General features: G+C 62.2%; 15 protein-coding genes. 8 read left to right on the forward strand and 7 right to left on the reverse strand.

What is annotated here, in order from left to right; translation table 11 throughout:
• Positions 1-131 precede the first annotated feature (131 nt).
• Together yedA and rhlE1 are read left to right on the forward strand one after the other, a co-directional pair.
• Positions 132-1,028, forward strand: a complete 897-nt coding sequence (yedA, locus tag NL123_RS03975; RefSeq protein ID WP_248484771.1) for a drug/metabolite exporter YedA — start codon at positions 132-134, stop codon at positions 1,026-1,028.
• Between the two features lie 48 nt (positions 1,029-1,076).
• Positions 1,077-2,411, forward strand: coding sequence for an RNA helicase RhlE1 (gene rhlE1 / locus NL123_RS03980; protein ID WP_248484769.1), 1,335 nt, complete (start codon positions 1,077-1,079; stop codon positions 2,409-2,411).
• A 121-nt stretch (positions 2,412-2,532) separates the two neighbouring features.
• Here the strand turns inward: rhlE1 and NL123_RS03985 are convergent, their stop codons facing one another.
• The 3 genes from NL123_RS03985 to NL123_RS03995 form a co-directional block, all read right to left on the reverse strand.
• Positions 2,533-3,759 (reverse strand): TIGR03862 family flavoprotein, encoded by a 1,227-nt coding sequence (locus tag NL123_RS03985; protein ID WP_494357252.1) that lies wholly within the window; start codon positions 3,757-3,759, stop codon positions 2,533-2,535.
• Positions 3,760-3,856: 97 nt separating this feature from the next.
• A complete protein-coding gene (locus tag NL123_RS03990) occupies positions 3,857-6,937 on the reverse strand; it encodes a type III effector HrpK domain-containing protein (protein ID WP_494357253.1) in 3,081 nt (1,026 codons plus the stop codon).
• A gap of 229 nt (positions 6,938-7,166) precedes the next feature.
• Positions 7,167-8,087 (reverse strand): histone deacetylase family protein, encoded by a 921-nt coding sequence (locus NL123_RS03995; RefSeq protein ID WP_248484756.1) that lies wholly within the window; start codon positions 8,085-8,087, stop codon positions 7,167-7,169.
• 75 nt (positions 8,088-8,162) lie between these two features.
• Here NL123_RS03995 and NL123_RS04000 point away from each other — a divergent pair, with 75 nt between their 5' ends.
• From NL123_RS04000 to NL123_RS04010, 3 genes are read left to right on the forward strand one after another with little or no spacing between them, the layout of a single operon-like run.
• Complete coding sequence (locus NL123_RS04000; protein WP_494357254.1) at positions 8,163-8,732, forward strand: GNAT family N-acetyltransferase; 570 nt, start codon at positions 8,163-8,165, stop codon at positions 8,730-8,732.
• 38 nt (positions 8,733-8,770) lie between these two features.
• Complete coding sequence (gene tesB, locus NL123_RS04005) at positions 8,771-9,640, forward strand: acyl-CoA thioesterase II (protein ID WP_025858197.1); 870 nt, start codon at positions 8,771-8,773, stop codon at positions 9,638-9,640.
• Positions 9,637-10,236, forward strand: a complete 600-nt coding sequence (locus NL123_RS04010; protein WP_248484752.1) for an HAD family hydrolase — start codon at positions 9,637-9,639, stop codon at positions 10,234-10,236. Before tesB ends, NL123_RS04010 begins: the two co-directional genes overlap by 4 nt.
• A 39-nt stretch (positions 10,237-10,275) precedes the next feature.
• Here the strand turns inward: NL123_RS04010 and NL123_RS04015 are convergent, their stop codons facing one another.
• The 3 genes from NL123_RS04015 to NL123_RS04025 are packed head-to-tail and all read right to left on the reverse strand — an operon-like array spanning position 10,276 to position 12,609.
• Positions 10,276-11,250 carry an alpha/beta hydrolase gene (locus NL123_RS04015; RefSeq protein WP_494357255.1) on the reverse strand — a complete coding sequence of 325 codons (975 nt, stop codon included), beginning with the start codon at positions 11,248-11,250 and terminating at the stop codon, positions 10,276-10,278.
• Entirely contained in the window at positions 11,251-12,138 is an 888-nt protein-coding gene (gene ypfJ / locus NL123_RS04020) for a KPN_02809 family neutral zinc metallopeptidase (protein ID WP_058427734.1), read from the reverse strand.
• A 57-nt stretch (positions 12,139-12,195) separates the two neighbouring features.
• Positions 12,196-12,609: a membrane lipoprotein lipid attachment site-containing protein gene (locus NL123_RS04025; protein WP_248484748.1), complete on the reverse strand. Its 414-nt coding sequence runs from the start codon at positions 12,607-12,609 to the stop codon at positions 12,196-12,198.
• A 184-nt stretch (positions 12,610-12,793) separates the two neighbouring features.
• Between NL123_RS04025 and NL123_RS04030 the strand changes: the two genes are divergently transcribed.
• Positions 12,794-13,672, forward strand: coding sequence for a DMT family transporter (locus NL123_RS04030; protein WP_058427732.1), 879 nt, complete (start codon positions 12,794-12,796; stop codon positions 13,670-13,672).
• A 13-nt stretch (positions 13,673-13,685) separates the two neighbouring features.
• Here NL123_RS04030 and NL123_RS04035 read toward each other — a convergent pair whose 3' ends face one another.
• Complete coding sequence (locus tag NL123_RS04035) at positions 13,686-15,020, reverse strand: MFS transporter (RefSeq protein ID WP_248484746.1); 1,335 nt, start codon at positions 15,018-15,020, stop codon at positions 13,686-13,688.
• 220 nt (positions 15,021-15,240) lie between these two features.
• On the opposite strand from NL123_RS04035, the gene quiC reads away from it, so the two are divergent.
• Positions 15,241-17,142: a 3-dehydroshikimate dehydratase QuiC gene (gene quiC / locus NL123_RS04040; RefSeq protein WP_494357256.1), complete on the forward strand. Its 1,902-nt coding sequence runs from the start codon at positions 15,241-15,243 to the stop codon at positions 17,140-17,142.
• A 78-nt stretch (positions 17,143-17,220) separates the two neighbouring features.
• Complete coding sequence (locus NL123_RS04045) at positions 17,221-17,862, forward strand: TetR/AcrR family transcriptional regulator (protein WP_033897904.1); 642 nt, start codon at positions 17,221-17,223, stop codon at positions 17,860-17,862.
• Positions 17,863-17,911 lie beyond the last annotated feature (49 nt).

The following is a 17,911-nucleotide window of genomic DNA, read 5'->3' on the forward strand; positions in this document are numbered from 1 at the left end:
AAGCACGGTTTATAGCCTTCACAACCATGCTTTGGAAAGTGTAATGGCGTTTTAAACAGGTTTTGTAACTTATGTTTATCGACCTGCCTTTTTAGAATAAGCCTCTCTTCTCTCTGCCTTAGAGCTGCCCAATGCCTGGCCCACGTCGCTTTCCCTTACCGTTGATCGCTGCCTTTTTTGCGCTGTATGTGATTTGGGGCTCCACCTACCTGGTGATCCGCATTGGCGTGGAGTACTGGCCGCCGTTGATGCTGGGCGGGATTCGCTTTTTGGTGGCCGGTTTGGCGATGTATGGCTTTCTGCGCTGGCGCGGGGCACCGGCGCCGACCTGGGTGCAGTGGAAGGCGGCGGCGAAGATTGGCGTTCTGCTGCTGACCTTCGGCAATGGCGCGGTGACGGTGGCCGAGCACACCGGTGTCGCGTCCGGCGTAGCGGCGTTAGCGGTGGCGACGGTGCCGTTGTTCACCTTGTTGTGCGGCTATTTCTGGGGCGCGCGTAATACCCGCCTGGAGTGGGCCGGGGTGGTGCTGGGGATTATCGGCATTGCCATGCTCAACATGGGCTCCAACCTGCAATCAAGTCCGACCGGCGCGATGCTGTTGCTGTTTGCCGCCGCGTCCTGGGCGTTCGGTTCGGTGTGGAGCAAGCACTTGCCGTTGCCGGCGGGCGCGATGGCCAGCGCGGCGGAAATGATCATTGCCGGTGCGCTGCTGTTGGTGGGCAGTGCGCTGACCGGTGAGCGGTTGCACGCGGTGCCACCGATCGAGGGCTGGCTGGCCCTGGCTTACCTGGCGGTATTCGGTTCGATCATCGCCTTCAACGCCTACATGTACCTGCTCAAGCACGTGCGTCCGGCGGCGGCGACCAGCTATGCCTACGTCAACCCGGCGGTGGCGGTATTGCTGGGGATTGTGTTCGTGGGTGAGACCATCGGCGTCGAAGAAGCCCTGGCGATGCTGGTGATTATCAGCGCGGTGCTGTTGATCAGCCTGCCCCAGTGGCGCAAGCCCAAGCCGGAAATAAGGTAAACTGCGGCGCATTGCGACCTTGCGCTGAATTTTTCCTACGGTAAACACATGACTTTCGCCACCCTTGGCCTGATCGAACCCTTGCTGCGCGCCCTTGAGACGCTTGGCTACCAGACCCCGACGCCGGTGCAGGCGCAAGCCATTCCGGCGGTGCTGGCCGGTCGCGACCTGATGGCCGCAGCCCAGACCGGCACCGGCAAGACCGCCGGTTTCGCCTTGCCGCTCCTGCAACTGCTGACGATGGAAGGGCCGAAAGTCGCCGCCAACTCGGCGCGTGCGCTGATTCTGTGCCCCACCCGCGAGCTGGCCGAGCAGGTTCACGCCAGTGTTGCCGAGTACGCCCAGCACCTGCCGCTGACCACCTATGCGGTGTACGGCGGCGTGAGCATCAACCCGCAGATGATGAAGCTGCGCAAGGGCGTCGACATCCTGGTCGCCACGCCGGGCCGCCTGATCGACCTGTTCCGCCAGAACGCGCTGAAACTCAACCAGCTGCAAACCCTGGTGCTCGACGAAGCCGACCGCATGCTCGACCTGGGCTTCTCCGAAGAGCTGGCGAACATCTACCGCATGCTGCCGAAAAAGCGTCAGACCTTGCTGTTCTCCGCGACTTTCTCCGATGATATCCGCCTGCTGGCCGGGCAGATGCTCAACGATCCGCTGAGCATCGAGGTCAGCCCGCGCAACGTTGCTGCCAACACCGTGAAGCAGTGGGTGGTGCCGGTGGACAAGAAGCGCAAGCCGGAGCTGTTTGTGCACTTGATGCGCAAAGGTCGCTGGAAACAGGTGCTGGTGTTCGCCAAGACCCGTAACGGCGTGGATGCGCTGGTGGATAAGTTGCAGGGCCTGGGCATCAACGCCGACGGCATCCATGGTGACAAGCCGCAAGCCACCCGCCAACGTGCGCTGGACCGTTTCAAGTCGAGTGACGTGCAGATCCTGGTGGCCACCGACGTGGCGGCCCGTGGCCTGGACATCGAAGACTTGCCGCTGGTGGTCAACTTCGATTTGCCGATCGTGGCTGAAGACTACATCCACCGTATTGGCCGTACCGGGCGTGCGGGCAACACCGGTGAGGCGATTTCCCTGGTGTGTGCCGATGAAGTGAACATGCTGTCGGCCATCGAGATGCTCACGCGTCAGACCTTGACCCGCAAGATGGAGCCGGACTTCGAGCCGGAACACCGCGTGCCGGACACCGATGCCAGCGGGCAGGTGGTGAAGAAGCCGAAAAAGCCGAAGAAACCTAAAACGTCGGGTGGTGGCGGTAAGCGCAACCTGGGCAAGTGGGTGGACAGCGGCGAAGCGGCGCCGGTGGAGCCGTCGATCAAGCCGGTGCGCAAGGTGCCAGTTTTCAATACCGGGCCGCGCAAGAAGAAATGATTTTTTGGCGCTGCTGATGGCCTCATCGGGGGCAAGCCCCCTCCCACACTTTGATGTGTGAATACAGTCAAATGTGGGAGGGGGCTTGCCCCCGATGGCGGTCTTGAATTCAGCGCAAATCTCAGCGATTAAGCCACTCCAACATCCCCCGCCCAGCCGCCCGGCCGCTGGCAAAACACCCCGTCAGCAAATACCCGCCGGTCGGCGCCTCCCAGTCCAGCATCTCCCCCGCACAAAACACGCCTGGCAACTGCTTGAGCATCAGCCGCTCATCCAGCGCCTCGAACGGCACGCCGCCGGCAGTGCTGATCGCTTCATCCATCGGCCGGGTCTTCACCAGGGTCAAGGGCAGCGCCTTGATCGCCACCGCCAACTGCGCCGGATCATTGAAGTGGTCGGCCGGTGTCAACTCCCGCAGCAGCGCTGCCTTCACCCCATCCAACCCCAACTGACTGTGCAGGTGTTTGCTCATTGAGCGTGAGCCACGGGGTTTGGCCAGCGCAGCCTGGACCTTGTCCAGCGGCTTGCTCGGCAGCAGGTCGATGTGCACGGTGGCCGAGCCGTCCCTGTTGATCGCTTCGCGGATTGGCGCTGACAGCGCATAGATCAGGCTGCCTTCGATTCCGGTGGCGGTGACCACACATTCGCCCAGCCGAGGCTTGTCATCCCCCAGCCCGATGGCGACGTTTTTCAACGGTGCGCCGGCGAATTTGCTGACCATCAATTCGCTCCAGGCCGACACCTCGAAACCGCAGTTGCTCGGTTGCAACGCGGTGCAAGGCACGCCGCGATCCTCCAGCAACTTGAGCCATGCACCGTCGGAGCCCAGGCGCGACCAACTGCCGCCGCCAAGGGCCAGCAGCACGGCGTCGCTGTGGACAGTTTTTTCGCCTTCGGGGTTGTGGATAAGTAAGCCGCCCTCGGCATTCCAGCCCAGCCAACGATGCCGGGTGTGGATAACCACGCCCTGATCGCGCAGGCGCTTGAGCCAGGCACGTAAAAGCGGTGCGGCTTTCATATCCGTAGGAAACACCCGGCCTGAGGTGCCGACAAAGGTCTCGATGCCCAAGCCATGAATCCACTCGCACAACGCCTCGGCACCAAAACCACGCAGCAGTGGCGCCATGTGCGGCGCACGTTCGGCATAGCGCGAAAGAAACGCCGGGTACGCTTCGGAATGGGTGATGTTCATGCCACCCACGCCGGCCAGCAGGAACTTGCGCCCCACGGACGGCATGCCGTCGTACAGGTCCACCCGCACGCCTGCCTGGCTCAGGACTTCGGCGGCCATCAGCCCGGTAGGGCCGCCGCCGATGATGGCAACGTGGGAAGGAGCAGTAGCGGACATCGTCAAGCCTGGTGAAAACGAAAGGGTGGCCATTGTAAGCAATGCCGCGCCATTACGGGGGGTAGAAAATCTGTAGTGGCGAGCGGGCTCATATGGGTCAGGCAAAACCGGTATTGGCGTAAGGCGGGTACTCATCCTTGCGGTCGGCGTCGGTGATCGGGCCGCCAGTGAGGCCATATTTATCCAGGGTCGGCACCAGGTTGCCAAAGAACGCGTCCTGTTGTTTTTCCCGCTTCACCACCTCGATGATCGGGAACACAAACGACGTCACGATGCCCACGCCTGCCGCAGCCCAGCCGAGTACACCGGCGAAGGTGCCGGCAATCGCCGCCGCATCCGCCACGCCGAACAGGCCGGCGCCGCCTTCAATAATCGAGGCCACCGCCGCGCCGGTGCCCAGGGCGCCGCTGGTGAGGGAGAAACCGGCGTTGACGTTGTCGCCGGCAAACGCGCTGTTGACCCCGCTGATCAGGCCGAACACGCCGCCGATGAAGCTGCCGGTGCCGCCGACGATCTTGCCCAGGTTGCCCAGGCGGTTGAGGCCGTCGGTGTTCTGCACCATTTTGCCGGTGGGGAAGTCGCCGATGCCCTGGGGTTTGTTCGGGTCAATCGGCGTGGGTTTCCAGGTCATGCCGTAGCCGGCCTCCTTGGCGTACTTGGTGCCGCCTTCGGTGATCAGCCCGGCGAACTGCATGCCCGCCGCCACGCGCCCGGCGTTGTCCGCCGGGCTGTTGCCGCCGGTGGCCGAGCGCGCCGCCAGTACGCCGCCGGCCAGCAGCGCACTGCCGATATGCAGCAGGCCCTGTTTATAGGCGTCACTGGCGTTGAGCTTCAGCCCATCGACGGCCTTGGGCAGCACGTCGCTGATCTTCTGGCCCTGGCGGTTCACGTCCCACATTGAGCGGATCAACGAGATCACGTCCTGCGGCTTGATCTGCACACTGCTGGCATCCTTGAACAGGTCCGGGTCGTCGGCCATGGCTTTGTCGATGATGGCCGTGGTCTTGGCCTCGTCAAAATTGCCATTGGCATCGCCGAACGCGCCTTTGAGCACGTCGTCGTTGGCGCCGTTGACCAGGGAGTCGGACACCGCCTGGTTGACGTATTGCTGCACCGTCGACGAATCCTGGGCCGAGACCTTGTCGCCGAGGAACTCCTTGAGCAACTCCGCCTTGGCCGCGTATTGGCCGATGGCGGTCATCGGGTCGGCGTTCGGCTGGGCGAGGGCGTCTTGCAGGTCTTTGCCGTTGAGGATGTGGTCTTTGAAGAATTGCTCGATGTCCCCGGACTTGCCGGATTTTTCGGCAATGACGCTGAGGTCCACATGGCCGTCGCCACCCAGGGCCAGGTCGGTGAGGGTGGCGTCGGTGCCGGCCAGGCTCAGAGCGTCGATCAACGACAGCGGTTTGCCATCAGCCCCTTTGGTGGCCAGGGCGGTGTTGAGCACATTGCCGCTGTTGATCTGGCCGTCCTGGTAGGCCTGCAGTTCGTGCTTGATCGCCGGGTCACTGTTGACGATATCGCGCATGCCGGAGGCCTGGTTCTGCGAGAGGAAGGTCTTCACGTCCGGGTCACTGGAAAGCTTGGCGACGGCGGCGTCGAGCTGGTCGGTGACCTTGGATTTGGTCGGGTTGAGGTGGTATTGGGTATCGGCGGTGATCCCGGCGTACAGGTCGCCGTCGCCCACTTTGTCACTGGCGGCCATGCGGGCGCGGGCGTCGCTGATTTCCATCATCACCGCGGCTTTGGTTTTGCCGTCGTAGTTCTCCGGGTGTTCGAGCACGTCCTTGGTCAGCTTGGAGGTGTCGACGTCGGCCACCGAGCTGCGCACCGAGGCGTTGCTGAGCATCATCAACACGCCGTGGTCGTCCTTGGGCGCCTGGTTTTCCAGCCAGGCGCCGATGTTTTTCTGTTGGGTGATGCCGTCAGCCTTCGCGGTGGCGGGCAGGTCGCCGGCCATGTCGAGGGTGCGCAGCATGCCGGGGGTGGACCAATAGCCCGCGGCACCGGTCAGCTCGGGGCTCAGGCCTGAGTCATCCTTGATCGCCTTGAGGTTGGCGGTGTTCAGACTGCCGTTGTTGGCGCGCTGGTTGGGGCCCTGCATCTCCGGGCCGGCGCTGCTCACCAGGGAAATGTTGGCCATGACGATGGCGGCGGACTTGGCGTTTTCCTTGGCCAGGCTCGTGGCATCCGGGTTCTTGCTGAGGAAGGTACTGTAAGACTTCGAAGCGGCCGACAGATCCTTGTTCGATTGGCTGATGAATTTATCCACATCCGCGTGGGTAATCACCCCATCGCTTTTGCCCAGGCCACCGCTGTCCAGGGCGTTCATCAGGCTCGGGCTGCCGGCCAGGTATTTGAGGCAGGCCTGGGCTTCGGGCGGCAGGTCGGCGGGCGGGTTGGAGAAGTCGATGGGGCGATCGTGCAGGCCCCATTTGTCCCAGTTGTCGCTAAGCATTTTCGAGGCGGCGCGCGGGCGGTCGAGGTCGCGTTCTGCCTGAGTCGGCGTGCCGCTGGTGTTGCCGACAATCTTGTCCCAGTCCTTGGCGCTGGCGTATTTGGAGTTGTCGATCCAATTGGTGTCCACGGCGCCGCCGACGCCAAAAATGCCGTTGGATTCCTTGACCACCGAGGCGTACAGGTCGGGACTGATAGCCTGGGACACGATGATCTTGTCACCGGACGCGGTTTCGTAGCGGATCAGCCCGTGGCCGAGTTCTTCCGGCGTGCCCACCAGGCTCACGCTGCCGGCTTCATCGGCCCCGGCCAGACGATAACCTGCGTTCTTGCTGTCGTTGATCAGGCCCCAGGTCTCGCCATCGGACTTCACTTTTTCGTACAGGTCGAGGTTGGTTTCCTTGCTGACGACCACCTTGTCGCCCGACAGGGTTTCGTAGCGAATCATCCCTGGCCCCACTTCATCGGCCGGGCCGATGGCTTTGTAGGTATCCAGGCCCGGTGCGGTGTCACCGGCCTGGGCGATGCGGTAGCCGTCGGCCTTGCTGGAGGCGAGGGCAGGGTTGTCGGTCACCGCCAGCACCTTGAAATTGCCGGGGTGGGCGGCGTCCTTGAAGCCGGACAGGGCGCGGGACATTGCCGCGTCGAAGGTGGCGGCGACTTTCTTCAGGGCGTCGTCATTGCCGGGCGTCGAGCTGCTGCCGATCTTGTAGGTTGCCATCGCTGGGTACTCTGAAAGCGGAAGAGGCCCTCAGGTTGATGGCGGGGTGCGGCAGTTTTGTTGCAAAACGGCCATAAATGCCATGTTCCACAACGTTTCACGGTTGTGGAAAGGATTCTGGTTAAAAAACGTACAGCTTCCTACGGGCTATACTGGTTCTGGCTTTCAGCGCCTTACGCTCAAGTTATCCACAGGTGGTTCCACAGGCATTGTGGGTAACGCTCACAGTTCAGTGACAACCTGATGACGTCCACACCCGCTGCGCACTGTGGTGCAGGATGCCGTGTCGGCGGGCCAGGGCGGGGCGGTCTTTGCTGTAGCCGCCGCCGATCACGCCCATCACCGGGATGTCGCGGCCCAGGCAATGGCGCATCACGCTTTCATCGCGGGCGGCGACGCCTTGGTCGGTCAGCTTGAGGTAACCCAGGGCGTCGTCCTTGTGCACATCGACGCCGGCGTCGTACAGCACCAGGTCGGGCTGGTAGAGCGGCAGCAGGTAGCTGAGGGCATCGTCCACCACCTTGAGGTAGTCGGCGTCGCCCATGCCCATCGGCAGCGGGATGTCCCAGTCACTCTGGGCCTTGCGGGCGGGGAAGTTCTTTTCGCAGTGCAGCGATACAGTGATGGCGTCCGGCGTGTCGTGGAGGATGCGTGCTGTGCCATCGCCCTGGTGCACGTCGCAATCAAAGATCAGCACGCGGTTGACCCGGCCGCTGGCCAGCAGGTAATGGCTGATCACCGCCAGGTCGTTGAAGATGCAAAAGCCCGCCGGGTAATCGTAGTGAGCGTGGTGGGTGCCGCCGGCCAGGTGGCAGGCCAGGCCGTGTTCCAATGCTTGCTCCGCTGCCAGGATGGAACCGCCGACCGCGCGCACGGTGCGCCGGGCCAGGGCTTCGTTCCAGGGCAGGCCGAGGCGGCGCTGGTCTTCGCGGGACAACTCGCCGCCCATGTAGCGTTCGATATACCCCGCGTCATGGGCCAGGGCCAGAATTTCCGGCGGGCACAGCTGCGGGCGCAGCAGTTGGCTGTCCTCAGTCAGTCCAGTGGACACCAGGTGGTCGCGCAGCAGGCGGAACTTGTCCATGGGGAACCGGTGGTCCGCCGGGAACTCGGGGCTGTAGTCATCGTGGTAGATCAATGGCAAAGGCATGGGATTTTCTGACGGGAACCTGCGGCGCATCTTACCCGCGTTGTACACTCACGCACATGGCAAGGGAGGGGACCCATGGAGCCGATACTCGAATTGGAAAGCGCACGCTTGGTATTGCGCCAATGGCGCGACAGCGACTTGCCGGACTTTGCGCGCATGTGCGCCGACCCGCAGGTGATGCGTTATTTCCCGGCCACACTGAGCCACCTGGAAAGCGCCGCGTTGATCGGGCGGATTCGCGGCCACTTCGCCGAATACGGCTTTGGCCTGTGGGCCTTGCAACGCAAGGACACCGGGGAATTCATCGGCCTCACCGGGTTGCTGAATGTCAGCTTCGATGCCGACTTTACCCCGGCGGTAGAAATCGGCTGGCGTCTGGCCCGCGAACACTGGGGCCTGGGCTATGCCAGCGAGGCCGCCTGGACCGCATTGCGCTGTGGTTTTGATCGTCTGAACTTGGACGAGATTGTTTCATTCACCACGGAAGCCAATCTGCCATCACAAAAAGTCATGCAGGCCATCGGTATGCATTACGATCCCCAGGCAGATTTTGAACACCCCAAGGTCGCAGCCGATGACCCGCTGCGCCATCATGTTTTGTACCGCATCACCCGCGCCCAATGGTTGGACACGCTGCACGGATAGGCAGCCCGGAATGCCCGATAGATTTTAGGAGTTGCTCAATGAGCCAAGTATTGGAAGATCTGGTGGACCTGCTGACCCTGGAGCCGATCGAGGAAAACCTCTTTCGCGGCCGCAGTCAGGACCTGGGTTTTCGCCAACTGTTCGGTGGCCAGGTGCTCGGCCAATCGCTGTCGGCCGCCAGCCAGACGGTAGAAGAAGCGCGGCATGTGCATTCGCTGCACGGTTATTTCCTGCGCCCCGGTGATGCGAAATTGCCGGTGGTGTATTCGGTGGATCGCGTTCGCGACGGCGGCAGTTTCAGCACGCGCCGCGTGACCGCTATCCAGAAAGGCCACCCGATCTTCACTTGCACCACCTCGTTCCAGTACGACGAGCAAGGCTTCGACCACCAGACCACCATGCCGGTGGTGGTCGGCCCGGAAAACCTGCCCTCGGAACTGGAACTGACCCAGCAGCGTGCGCACCTGATCCCCGAGCACATGCGTGACAAGCTGCTGTGCCCCAAGCCGATCGAAGTGCGCCCGGTCACCGAAAAAGACCCGTTCAACCCGCAGCCGTCCGACCCGGTCAAGTACGTGTGGTTCCGTGCTGACGGCGCCCTGGCCGACGCGCCGGCGCTGCACAAATACCTGCTGGCCTACGCCTCGGACTTTGGCCTGCTGACCACCTCGCTGCTGCCCCATGGCAAAACCGTATGGCAGAAAGATATGCAGGTCGCCAGCCTCGACCACGCGCTGTGGTTCCACGCCGACCTGCGTGCCGATGACTGGTTGCTCTACGCCATGGACAGCCCGTGGGCCGGCAATTCCCGCGGGTTCTCCCGGGGCAGCGTGTACAACCGCGCCGGGCAGTTGGTGGCCTCGGTGACCCAGGAAGGCCTGATTCGCCATCGCAAGGATTGGGCATGAGCCTGGCGGACGTTAGACATTGGGTGTTCGACATGGACGGCACGCTCACGGTGGCGGTGCATGATTTCGCGGCCATTCGCGTAGCGTTGGAAATCCCGCCCGAAGACGACATCCTCACGCACCTGGCAGCGTTGCCGGCGCAGGTTGGGGCGGCCAAGCATGCCTGGCTGCTGGAGCATGAGCGCGAGCTGGCGTTGGGTTCAGTGGCTGCCGACGGTGCGGTGGACCTGGTGCGCGAACTGGCCGGGCGTGGCTATCGCCTGGGCATCCTGACGCGCAATGCGCGGGAGTTGGCGCATATCACCCTGGAGGCGATTGGCCTGGCGGACTGCTTTGCCGTCGAGGACGTGCTGGGGCGGGATGATGCGCAACCCAAGCCTGATCCGGATGGTTTGCTGAAACTCGCAGCCGCTTGGGACGTTGCGCCCAGCGAGATGGTGATGGTCGGAGATTACCGTTTCGACCTGGATTGTGGCCGGGCGGCGGGGACGCGGACGGTGTTGGTGAATCTGCCGGAGAACCCGTGGCCGGAGTTGGCGGATTGGCATGCATCGGACTGCGCGGTGCTGCACCAGATGATCCAGCCCAGGCAATAGAGATCAACTGTGGGAGGGGGCAAGCCCCCCTCCCACAGGTTATGGCGTGAACAGTACTTTCTGGCCCTCGGGCGACGTAAACATCCCATCCCCGTTATGCCCCACCCCCGGCACTTCCACCAGTTGATGGCTCAACTGCGGATGCCGCTGCTTGAGGTAGTCAAAATAGTTGCGCCCCCGAATCAGGCGGTACGCGCCCTGGGTTTCGGCGGCGCAGCTTTTGTCCAGCGCCGGGTGGTTCGGGTCGGTGTCCTGCTGGCCCAGCAGGTAGGTGATGTTGCGTGACACGTAAGCCTGCTCAAGCTGTTGGGCACTCTGGCCCTTGGCGTAGTCGGGGAGGTTGTGCAGGCCGTACTTCCAGTCGTTGAAGCCGGGGCAACTGGCGATGTCGAACTTCACCGGGCGTTGTGGGGTGAAGTAGGCGTAGGACGAGGGGTTGGCCACCACGTAACGCAGGCTGATGCCTTCGGTTTGCAGCATTGGGTGGTCGTGGCCGGTGAGGGCGAAGCGCTGCACCACCTGGCCGCCGCCGGAGTGGCCGGCGACCACGATTTCTTTCAGCGCTGGGAACAGCTTGCGGTTGCCCAGGTGTTTGATGATCTGGTCGAGGGCGCCGTAGGAGCTGATTGGCCCCGGACCGGTGGAAGGCTCGCCGGCCATCCAGTCATTGCCGTTCCAGCGCAACACCTGGTTTTCCAGATGGTTGCGCTTGACGTCGGACTCATTCAGAAACTGCGGTGCAATCACCAGCGTGTTGGTGGCCTGGCCGGCGTGCTCGGCGGCGTCTTCAGCGCTGTGCAGGTAGGTCTGCGCATTGCGCAGGCGGCCGTGCACGATGATCAGCGCGCGGGTGACCTGGGGCAGCGGCTGGCGCCAGTCCTGGCTCAAGCCCAGGCTGAGATCGCCGGCCTCCAGGTGGAAACGATCAGGGCTGACGTCCTTGACGCCGTGCTCGGCGGCCCAGGTAGAACACGTAACTAACAAGCCCAGCAGCCATCCCAATCGTTTATTCATTTAAAGACTCTTGGCGGTAAACGTGTCGCATTGAGTGATCTGGCCCTGGGCGAAGCCGGTCTTGAACCAGCGAACCCGCTGTGCCGAGGTGCCGTGGGTAAACGAGTCCGGCACAACGCGCCCCTGACCCTGTTGCTGCAGACGGTCATCGCCAATGGCGTTGGCCGCGTTCAGTGCTTCTTCAATGTCACCGGGCTCCAGCCAGTTGAGACGCTTTTGCGCACGGTTGGCCCACACCCCGGCGAAGCAGTCGGCCTGCAGTTCCTGACGCACCAGCAGGCCGCCATCGCCTTGCATCTGCCGGCCTTGCTGGCGCGCCGCCTGGATCTTCGACGAGATGCCCAGCAAGGTCTGCACGTGGTGCCCGACTTCGTGGGCGATTACGTAGGCCTGGGCGAAATCACCGGCGGCCTGGAAGCGTTGCGACATTTCCCGGAAGAAATCAAGGTCCAGGTATACCTGCTGGTCAGCCGGGCAATAGAACGGGCCGCTGGCGGAGGTGGCACCCCCGCAGGCGGAATTGACCCGGCCACGGAACAGGATCAGTTTCGGGTTCTTGTAGGCCAAGCCGTTTTCCTGGAACACCTGGCCCCAGGTGTCTTCGGTGTCGCCCAGGACGGCACGGACAAAATCCGCCTGCTCATCGTTGGCCGGCGGCGCCTGGCGCGTCTGCGTGCTCACTGACGGTGCCTGTTCCAGCTGGCCGGTCAACTGGCCGAGGATCTGCATCGGGTCCTGGCCGGTCAGCCAGCCGATGCCGACGATCAGCACGATCGCCGTGAGGCTCAGGCCCTTGCCGCCCCCAAAGCGCATACCGCCCCCACCGCCGCCGCTGTCATCGCGGGCGTCGACCACGTTGTCGCTGCGTCGGCCTTTTTTCCATAGCATGGGGCAATCCTCTTTGATGAACGGTCCTACAGGGATGTGGGTTGAGTATGGCCGTTATTAGCGGCAATACCCTTCGCCGGTATCGACGATCAAGCAATCCTTTTTATCCGCCAACCATTTCAAACCGGTGGCTTCGCCGTCGCCGGCGCTCAGTTGCTGCGGGCCGTCCGGACGGGTAAAGGCGATGCCGTCTTCGTTGGCTTCACCTTTGAAGGTGCCCGAGTCGTCGTCATCAAGGCCGTACTTCATGGTCAGGATGTAGTGACCACGGCCGATACTGTCGTCCTTGGCGATGGTGAGGTAGAGGCCTTCGACGCCGATCCACTTGCCGACCCATTTGTCGGTGGGCGGCGTTGCCGGCACCAGTGTGGCTTGTACGGACGCCGGGGCCGGCTTGGGGGCTGGCGCCTCTTGCTGGTTGCATGCGGTGAGCAGGGCAAGGGCAGACAGAACAAAGAGGATTTTTTTCATAGCGGCAAGGCCTTGATTAAAAAGTGTGCAACACGGCAGTCAACGTGCAGCGTTGGACTCGAATCCGGTGATTTAGTGCGCTGTTCGCACGGTGTTTGGTTATGCTCTAGGGGCAGACGCAGGCCCGGCTGCTAGATTACCGGGTTGAGTGCCACGCGTTCAGCTCGCCACGCAAGAGAATTCCATGACTGTCAGCACCCCCCTTTCCGGCGTCAATCACCCCTTCAAAGGCATTTTGCTGATTGTACTGGCGACGTTCCTGTTCTCCAGCCATGACGCCTTGTCCAAATACCTGGCCGGGTTTTACCCGATCGTGATGGTGGTGTGGGCGCGTTACCTGGTGCACACCTTGTTGATGGCCGGTATTTTCCTGCCGCAATCGGGTTTGCGCGTGCTGCGCAGCAAACGGCCGGGGATGCAGGTGGTGCGGGCGTTATGCCTGTTGGGCACCAGCCTGTTTTTCACCTCGGCGCTGCACTTCATCCCCCTGGCGGAAGCCACGGCGGTGAACTTCCTCGCACCGATCCTGGTGACGGCGCTCTCGGTGCCGCTGCTCGGCGAGCATGTGACGCGTGGCCAGTGGCTGGCGGTGATCTGCGGGTTTGTAGGGGTGCTGATCATCATCCACCCCGGTGGCGAACTGTTCACCCCGGCGGTCTTGCTGCCACTTTGTTCAGCGCTGTTCTTCTGCTTCTACCAACTGCTCACGCGCATCCTCAGCCAATACGACACCCCCACCACCAGCAACTTCTTCGCCGGCCTGTGCAATACCCTGGTGATGAGTGCGATGGTGCCGTTCTTCTGGCAGGTGCCGACGCTGTGGCATGGGGTGTTGATGCTGGCCCTGGGCACCTGCGGGATGACCGCGCACTTGATGCTGACCCAGGCGTTCCGCTTCGCGGCACCGGCCTTGCTGGCGCCGTTCGGCTATTGTCAGATCGTGTTCGCGGGGTTGTTGGGCTGGCTGGTGTTCAACCACACCCCGGACCTGACCACGGTGGTCGGTATCGGGGTGATCTGCATGAGCGGGCTGGCCGCTGCCTGGCAGCAGCGGCGCCGGTAGCTGAGACGATAGATCAAACGTCTACGGTAGGGATCTTGCGCGGTGCCATGAAGTACATCCAGGTCAGCGCAATGAAGTACATCGCTGGGATCAGGGTGAACAACACGGTGTAGTTGTTGTTCGTGACCGTGAGGATGTGGCCGACGATCTGGGTCATGAACATGCCGCCGATGGCCGCGCACATGCCACCAAAACCGAACACTGTGCTCATCATGTGCTTGGGCGTGTAGTCCATCACCAGGCTCCAGATGTTGGCGGTCCAGGCTTGATGCGCGCCAATTGCCAGGGAGATGGCAAACACCGCGACCCACAGCTGGCTGGAGCCGGCCGCCATGATCACGCCGACGATGCAGCAGGCAAACAGCAGCATCGACAGCAGCCGCGCCTTGATCGAGTTCATGCCACGGCCGATCAGGAACGACGACAGGATCCCACCCCCCACGCTGCCGAAGTCGGCGGTCAGGTAGATGATGATCAGCGGGATACCCATCTGGGTCACGTTGATGCCCAGGTTGTATTGCTGGTTCAGGAACGGCGGCAGCCAATACAGGTAGAACCAGAACACCGGCGCGGTCAGCGAGTAGGCGAGGGCGAAGGCCCAGGTACCACGCATGCGCAGGATGCGGCTGAAGGGCACGCGGGGTTGTTCTGGTTCGACTTCCTGCTGCACGTAGTCCAGTTCGGACTGTTTAACGGTGGGATGGTCTTCCGGGTTGAAGTATTTCAAGCCCCAGAACAGCAGCCAGATCCCGCCGAGTGCCGACATGCACAGGAACGCCGCCTGCCAGCCCCACACGTGCAGGATCAACGGCAGCAGCATCGGCGTCATCATCGCGCCAACGTTGGTGCCGGCGTTGAAGATACCGGTGGCCACTGCCCGTTCGCCGGCCGGGAACCACAGGCGTGTGGTCTTGACGCAGGCCGGGTAGTTGGCGGCTTCGGTCAGCCCGAGAATGAAACGACAGACCATGAAGCCCACCGCCGAGGTGGCCAGGCCGTGGGCGCCGGTGGCCAGGCTCCACAACAGGACCGCGCAGAAAAACACGCGTTTCACGCCGACCCGGTCGATCAAGCGCCCCTGCAGCACAAAGCCGATGGCGTAGCCGACCTGGAACCAGAAGTTGATGTTGGCGTAGTCCATCGCCGTCCAGCTCATCTCCTTGGCGAGGATAGGCTGCATCACGCCCAATGCGGCGCGGTCGATGTAGTTGAGGGTGGTGGCGAAGAACACCAGGGCCAACATGCCCCAGCGCGTTTTACCCACGGCCAGGGCGCCGCGGATCTTGTCGCCGATGCCGGCGTGCGGGGTGTCCGGGCGGTCGGCCAGGACGGAGTTTTGCAGAGGCATGAGGTCGTACCCGTTTTTTGAAATTTTTATGGTGTGTTCTGGGTCTTGTTACTGAATCGATGGTGCGCAGTGGCTAAAAAATCGTCAATTCGCCAAAACGGCTTTGTGTTCGATAATCGCACCAAAAACTAACCGGTTCGTACATTTTAATTGCTGTGAACAGTTTAGCGGCCAATAATTTGCCGTAAATAAGACGCGCCTTAAATGCCGGGAGTCGCCCATGCAACGCTCTATTGCCACCGTTTCCTTGAGCGGAACCCTGCCGGAGAAACTCGACGCCATCGCGGCCGCCGGGTTCGACGGTGTAGAAATCTTCGAAAACGACCTGTTGTATTACGACGGCAGCCCCCGCGAAGTTAGGCAAATGTGTGCCGACCTGGGCATTGCCATCACCTTGTTCCAGCCGTTTCGCGACTTTGAAGGCTGCCGCCGTGACCGCCTGGCCCGCAACCTGGAACGTGCCGAACGCAAATTCGACTTGATGCAGGAACTGGGCACCGACCTGGTGCTTGTGTGCAGCAATGCCTCGGCCGATTGCGTGGGCGACGAGCGCATTTTGCTCGATGACCTTGGCCTGCTCGCCGAACATGCCGGCCGCCGTGGCTTGCGCATCGGTTATGAAGCGCTGGCCTGGGGCAAGCATGTAAATAACTGGCAACAGGTGTGGGACCTGGTGCGTCAGGTCGATCACCCGAGCCTTGGTGTATTGCTCGACAGCTTTCATACCCTGTCCCTCAAGGGCGACCCGAGCGCCATCGCCGAGATCCCCGGCGACAAGATCTTCTTCGTACAAATGGCCGACGCGCCGATCCTGGCCATGGACGTGCTGGAGTGGAGTCGGCACTTCCGCTGCTTCCCCGGCCAAGGCGAATTCGACCTGGCTGGGTTCCTCGGGCCGATCATCAAGAGCGGCTACACCGGGCCGCTGTCCCTGGAAATTTTCAACGACGGCTTCCGCGCCGCGCCCACCCGTGCGAACGCGGCGGATGGCCTGCGCTCCTTGCTGTACCTGGAAGAGAAAACCCGCGAACGCCTGAAACAGCAAGCACCGGCGCAACCGGTGGAGATTCTGTTTGATACCCCGCCGGCCAGCGAATACGACGGCATCGAGTTCCTCGAATTCGCCGTGGACGAGAGCCTTGGCGCCAAGCTGACCCACTGGTTGGAACGCCTGGGGTTCGTCAAGGCCGGGCAGCATCGCTCCAAGAGCGTAAGCCTGTTGCGCCAGGGCGATATCAACCTGATCCTCAACTGCGAACCCTATTCGTTTGCCCACAACTTTTTCGAAGCCCATGGGCCGTCGCTGTGTGCCACCGCGATTCGGGTCAAGGACAGCGCCAAGGCTCTGGAGCGGGCGGTGGCGTACAAAGGCCAGCCGTATCGCGGCCTGGTCGGGCCGAATGAGCTGGAGCTGGCGGCGGTGCGTGCGCCGGATGGCAGCCTGATTTACCTGGTGGATCAGAGCGAAGGCGGGCTCTACGACACCGACTTCAACCTGCAGCCCGCCGCGTCATCCAGCGGCGGGTTGCTGCGCATCGACCACATGGCCATGGCCTTGCCGGCCGATAGCCTCGACAGTTGGGTGCTGTTCTACAAGAGCCTGCTGGATTTCGAAGCCGATGACGAAGTGGTGCTGCCCGACCCTTACGGCCTGGTGAAAAGCCGCGCGCTGCGCAGCCGTTGCAGCTCGATCCGCCTGCCGCTGAACATCTCCGAGAACCGCAATACCGCGATTTCCCACGCGCTGTCGAGCTATCGCGGCTCGGGCGTGCACCACATTGCGTTCGACTGCGCGGACATCTTCGCCGAAGTGCGCCGCGCCAAGGAGGCCGGGGTGCCGCTGCTGGATATCCCGCTCAACTATTACGACGACCTGGCGGCGCGTTTCGATTTCGACGATGAATTCCTCAGTGAGCTGGCGTACTACAACGTGCTGTACGACCGTGACGCCCAAGGCGGTGAGCTGTTTCACGTGTACACCGAACCCTTCGAAGGGCGGTTTTTCTTCGAGATCATCCAGCGCAAGAACGGTTATGCCGGCTACGGCGCGGCCAACGTGGCGGTGCGCCTGGCCGCCATGGCCAAATCGCGCAGCGGTGCGGTGCGCCAGGCACGTTTATAACGACGGTTGCGGTGCTTTCTTTCGGGGAGCGTCGCGGCCCATAATCACGGCCTGCATAACACTGGCCGTGAGCGCACCATGACCACCGAGGCACCTCGCAAGAGTCGTAAGAACAATCCGGAAAAGACCCGCGAAAACATACTCCAGGAAGCCATCGTCGAGTTTGTCCAGCAGGGCCTTTCCGGCGCTCGCGTGGACGCGATCGCCGAACGCATCCACACCTCCAAGCGCATGATCTACTACTACTTCGGCAGCAAGGAGCAGTTGTACGTCGAGGTGCTGGAGAAACTCTACGGCGACATCCGCAACACCGAAACGCGCATGAACCTCACGGCCCTGGAACCGCGTGAAGCGATCCGGCGGCTGGTGGAGTTTACCTTTGATCACCATGACCAGAATGTGGATTTTGTGCGCATTGTCAGCATCGAAAATATCCACAATGCCGAGTACGTGAAGCGCACAGACACCATCAAGGCGATGAACAGCAAGATCCTTGAAGGGTTGGGGGAGACCTTGCGCCGTGGCGCCGAGCTGGGCTTGTTCCGCGAAGGGCTGGAACCGTTGGACGTGCACCTGCTGATCAACTCGTTCAGCTTTTACCGGGTGTCCAACCGCCATACCTTCAGTGAGATTTTTCAGATCGACCTGTCGGATGAGGCGGTTAAACAGCGGCATCGGGACATGATTTGTGATTCGGTGATGCGTTACCTCCAGGCCTGAAGTTTCAGGTTGGAATGCATTCAAAATGTGGGAGGGGGCAAGCCCCCTC

It is taken from the genome of Pseudomonas sp. FBCC-B1565 (assembly GCF_059133265.1).

Bases quoted from the DNA above. Each gene is read 5' to 3' on its own strand.
- yedA (WP_248484771.1), top strand. From the start codon at position 132: ATGCCTGGCCCACGTCGCTTTCCCTTACCGTTGATCGCTGCCTTTTTT.
- rhlE1 (WP_248484769.1), top strand. From the start codon at position 1,077: ATGACTTTCGCCACCCTTGGCCTGATCGAACCCTTGCTGCGCGCCCTT.
- NL123_RS03985 (WP_494357252.1), bottom strand. From the start codon at position 3,759: ATGTCCGCTACTGCTCCTTCCCACGTTGCCATCATCGGCGGCGGCCCT.
- NL123_RS03990 (WP_494357253.1), bottom strand. From the start codon at position 6,937: ATGGCAACCTACAAGATCGGCAGCAGCTCGACGCCCGGCAATGACGAC.
- NL123_RS03995 (WP_248484756.1), bottom strand. From the start codon at position 8,087: ATGCCTTTGCCATTGATCTACCACGATGACTACAGCCCCGAGTTCCCG.
- NL123_RS04000 (WP_494357254.1), top strand. From the start codon at position 8,163: ATGGAGCCGATACTCGAATTGGAAAGCGCACGCTTGGTATTGCGCCAA.
- tesB (WP_025858197.1), top strand. From the start codon at position 8,771: ATGAGCCAAGTATTGGAAGATCTGGTGGACCTGCTGACCCTGGAGCCG.
- NL123_RS04010 (WP_248484752.1), top strand. From the start codon at position 9,637: ATGAGCCTGGCGGACGTTAGACATTGGGTGTTCGACATGGACGGCACG.
- NL123_RS04015 (WP_494357255.1), bottom strand. From the start codon at position 11,250: ATGAATAAACGATTGGGATGGCTGCTGGGCTTGTTAGTTACGTGTTCT.
- ypfJ (WP_058427734.1), bottom strand. From the start codon at position 12,138: ATGCTATGGAAAAAAGGCCGACGCAGCGACAACGTGGTCGACGCCCGC.
- NL123_RS04025 (WP_248484748.1), bottom strand. From the start codon at position 12,609: ATGAAAAAAATCCTCTTTGTTCTGTCTGCCCTTGCCCTGCTCACCGCA.
- NL123_RS04030 (WP_058427732.1), top strand. From the start codon at position 12,794: ATGACTGTCAGCACCCCCCTTTCCGGCGTCAATCACCCCTTCAAAGGC.
- NL123_RS04035 (WP_248484746.1), bottom strand. From the start codon at position 15,020: ATGCCTCTGCAAAACTCCGTCCTGGCCGACCGCCCGGACACCCCGCAC.
- quiC (WP_494357256.1), top strand. From the start codon at position 15,241: ATGCAACGCTCTATTGCCACCGTTTCCTTGAGCGGAACCCTGCCGGAG.
- NL123_RS04045 (WP_033897904.1), top strand. From the start codon at position 17,221: ATGACCACCGAGGCACCTCGCAAGAGTCGTAAGAACAATCCGGAAAAG.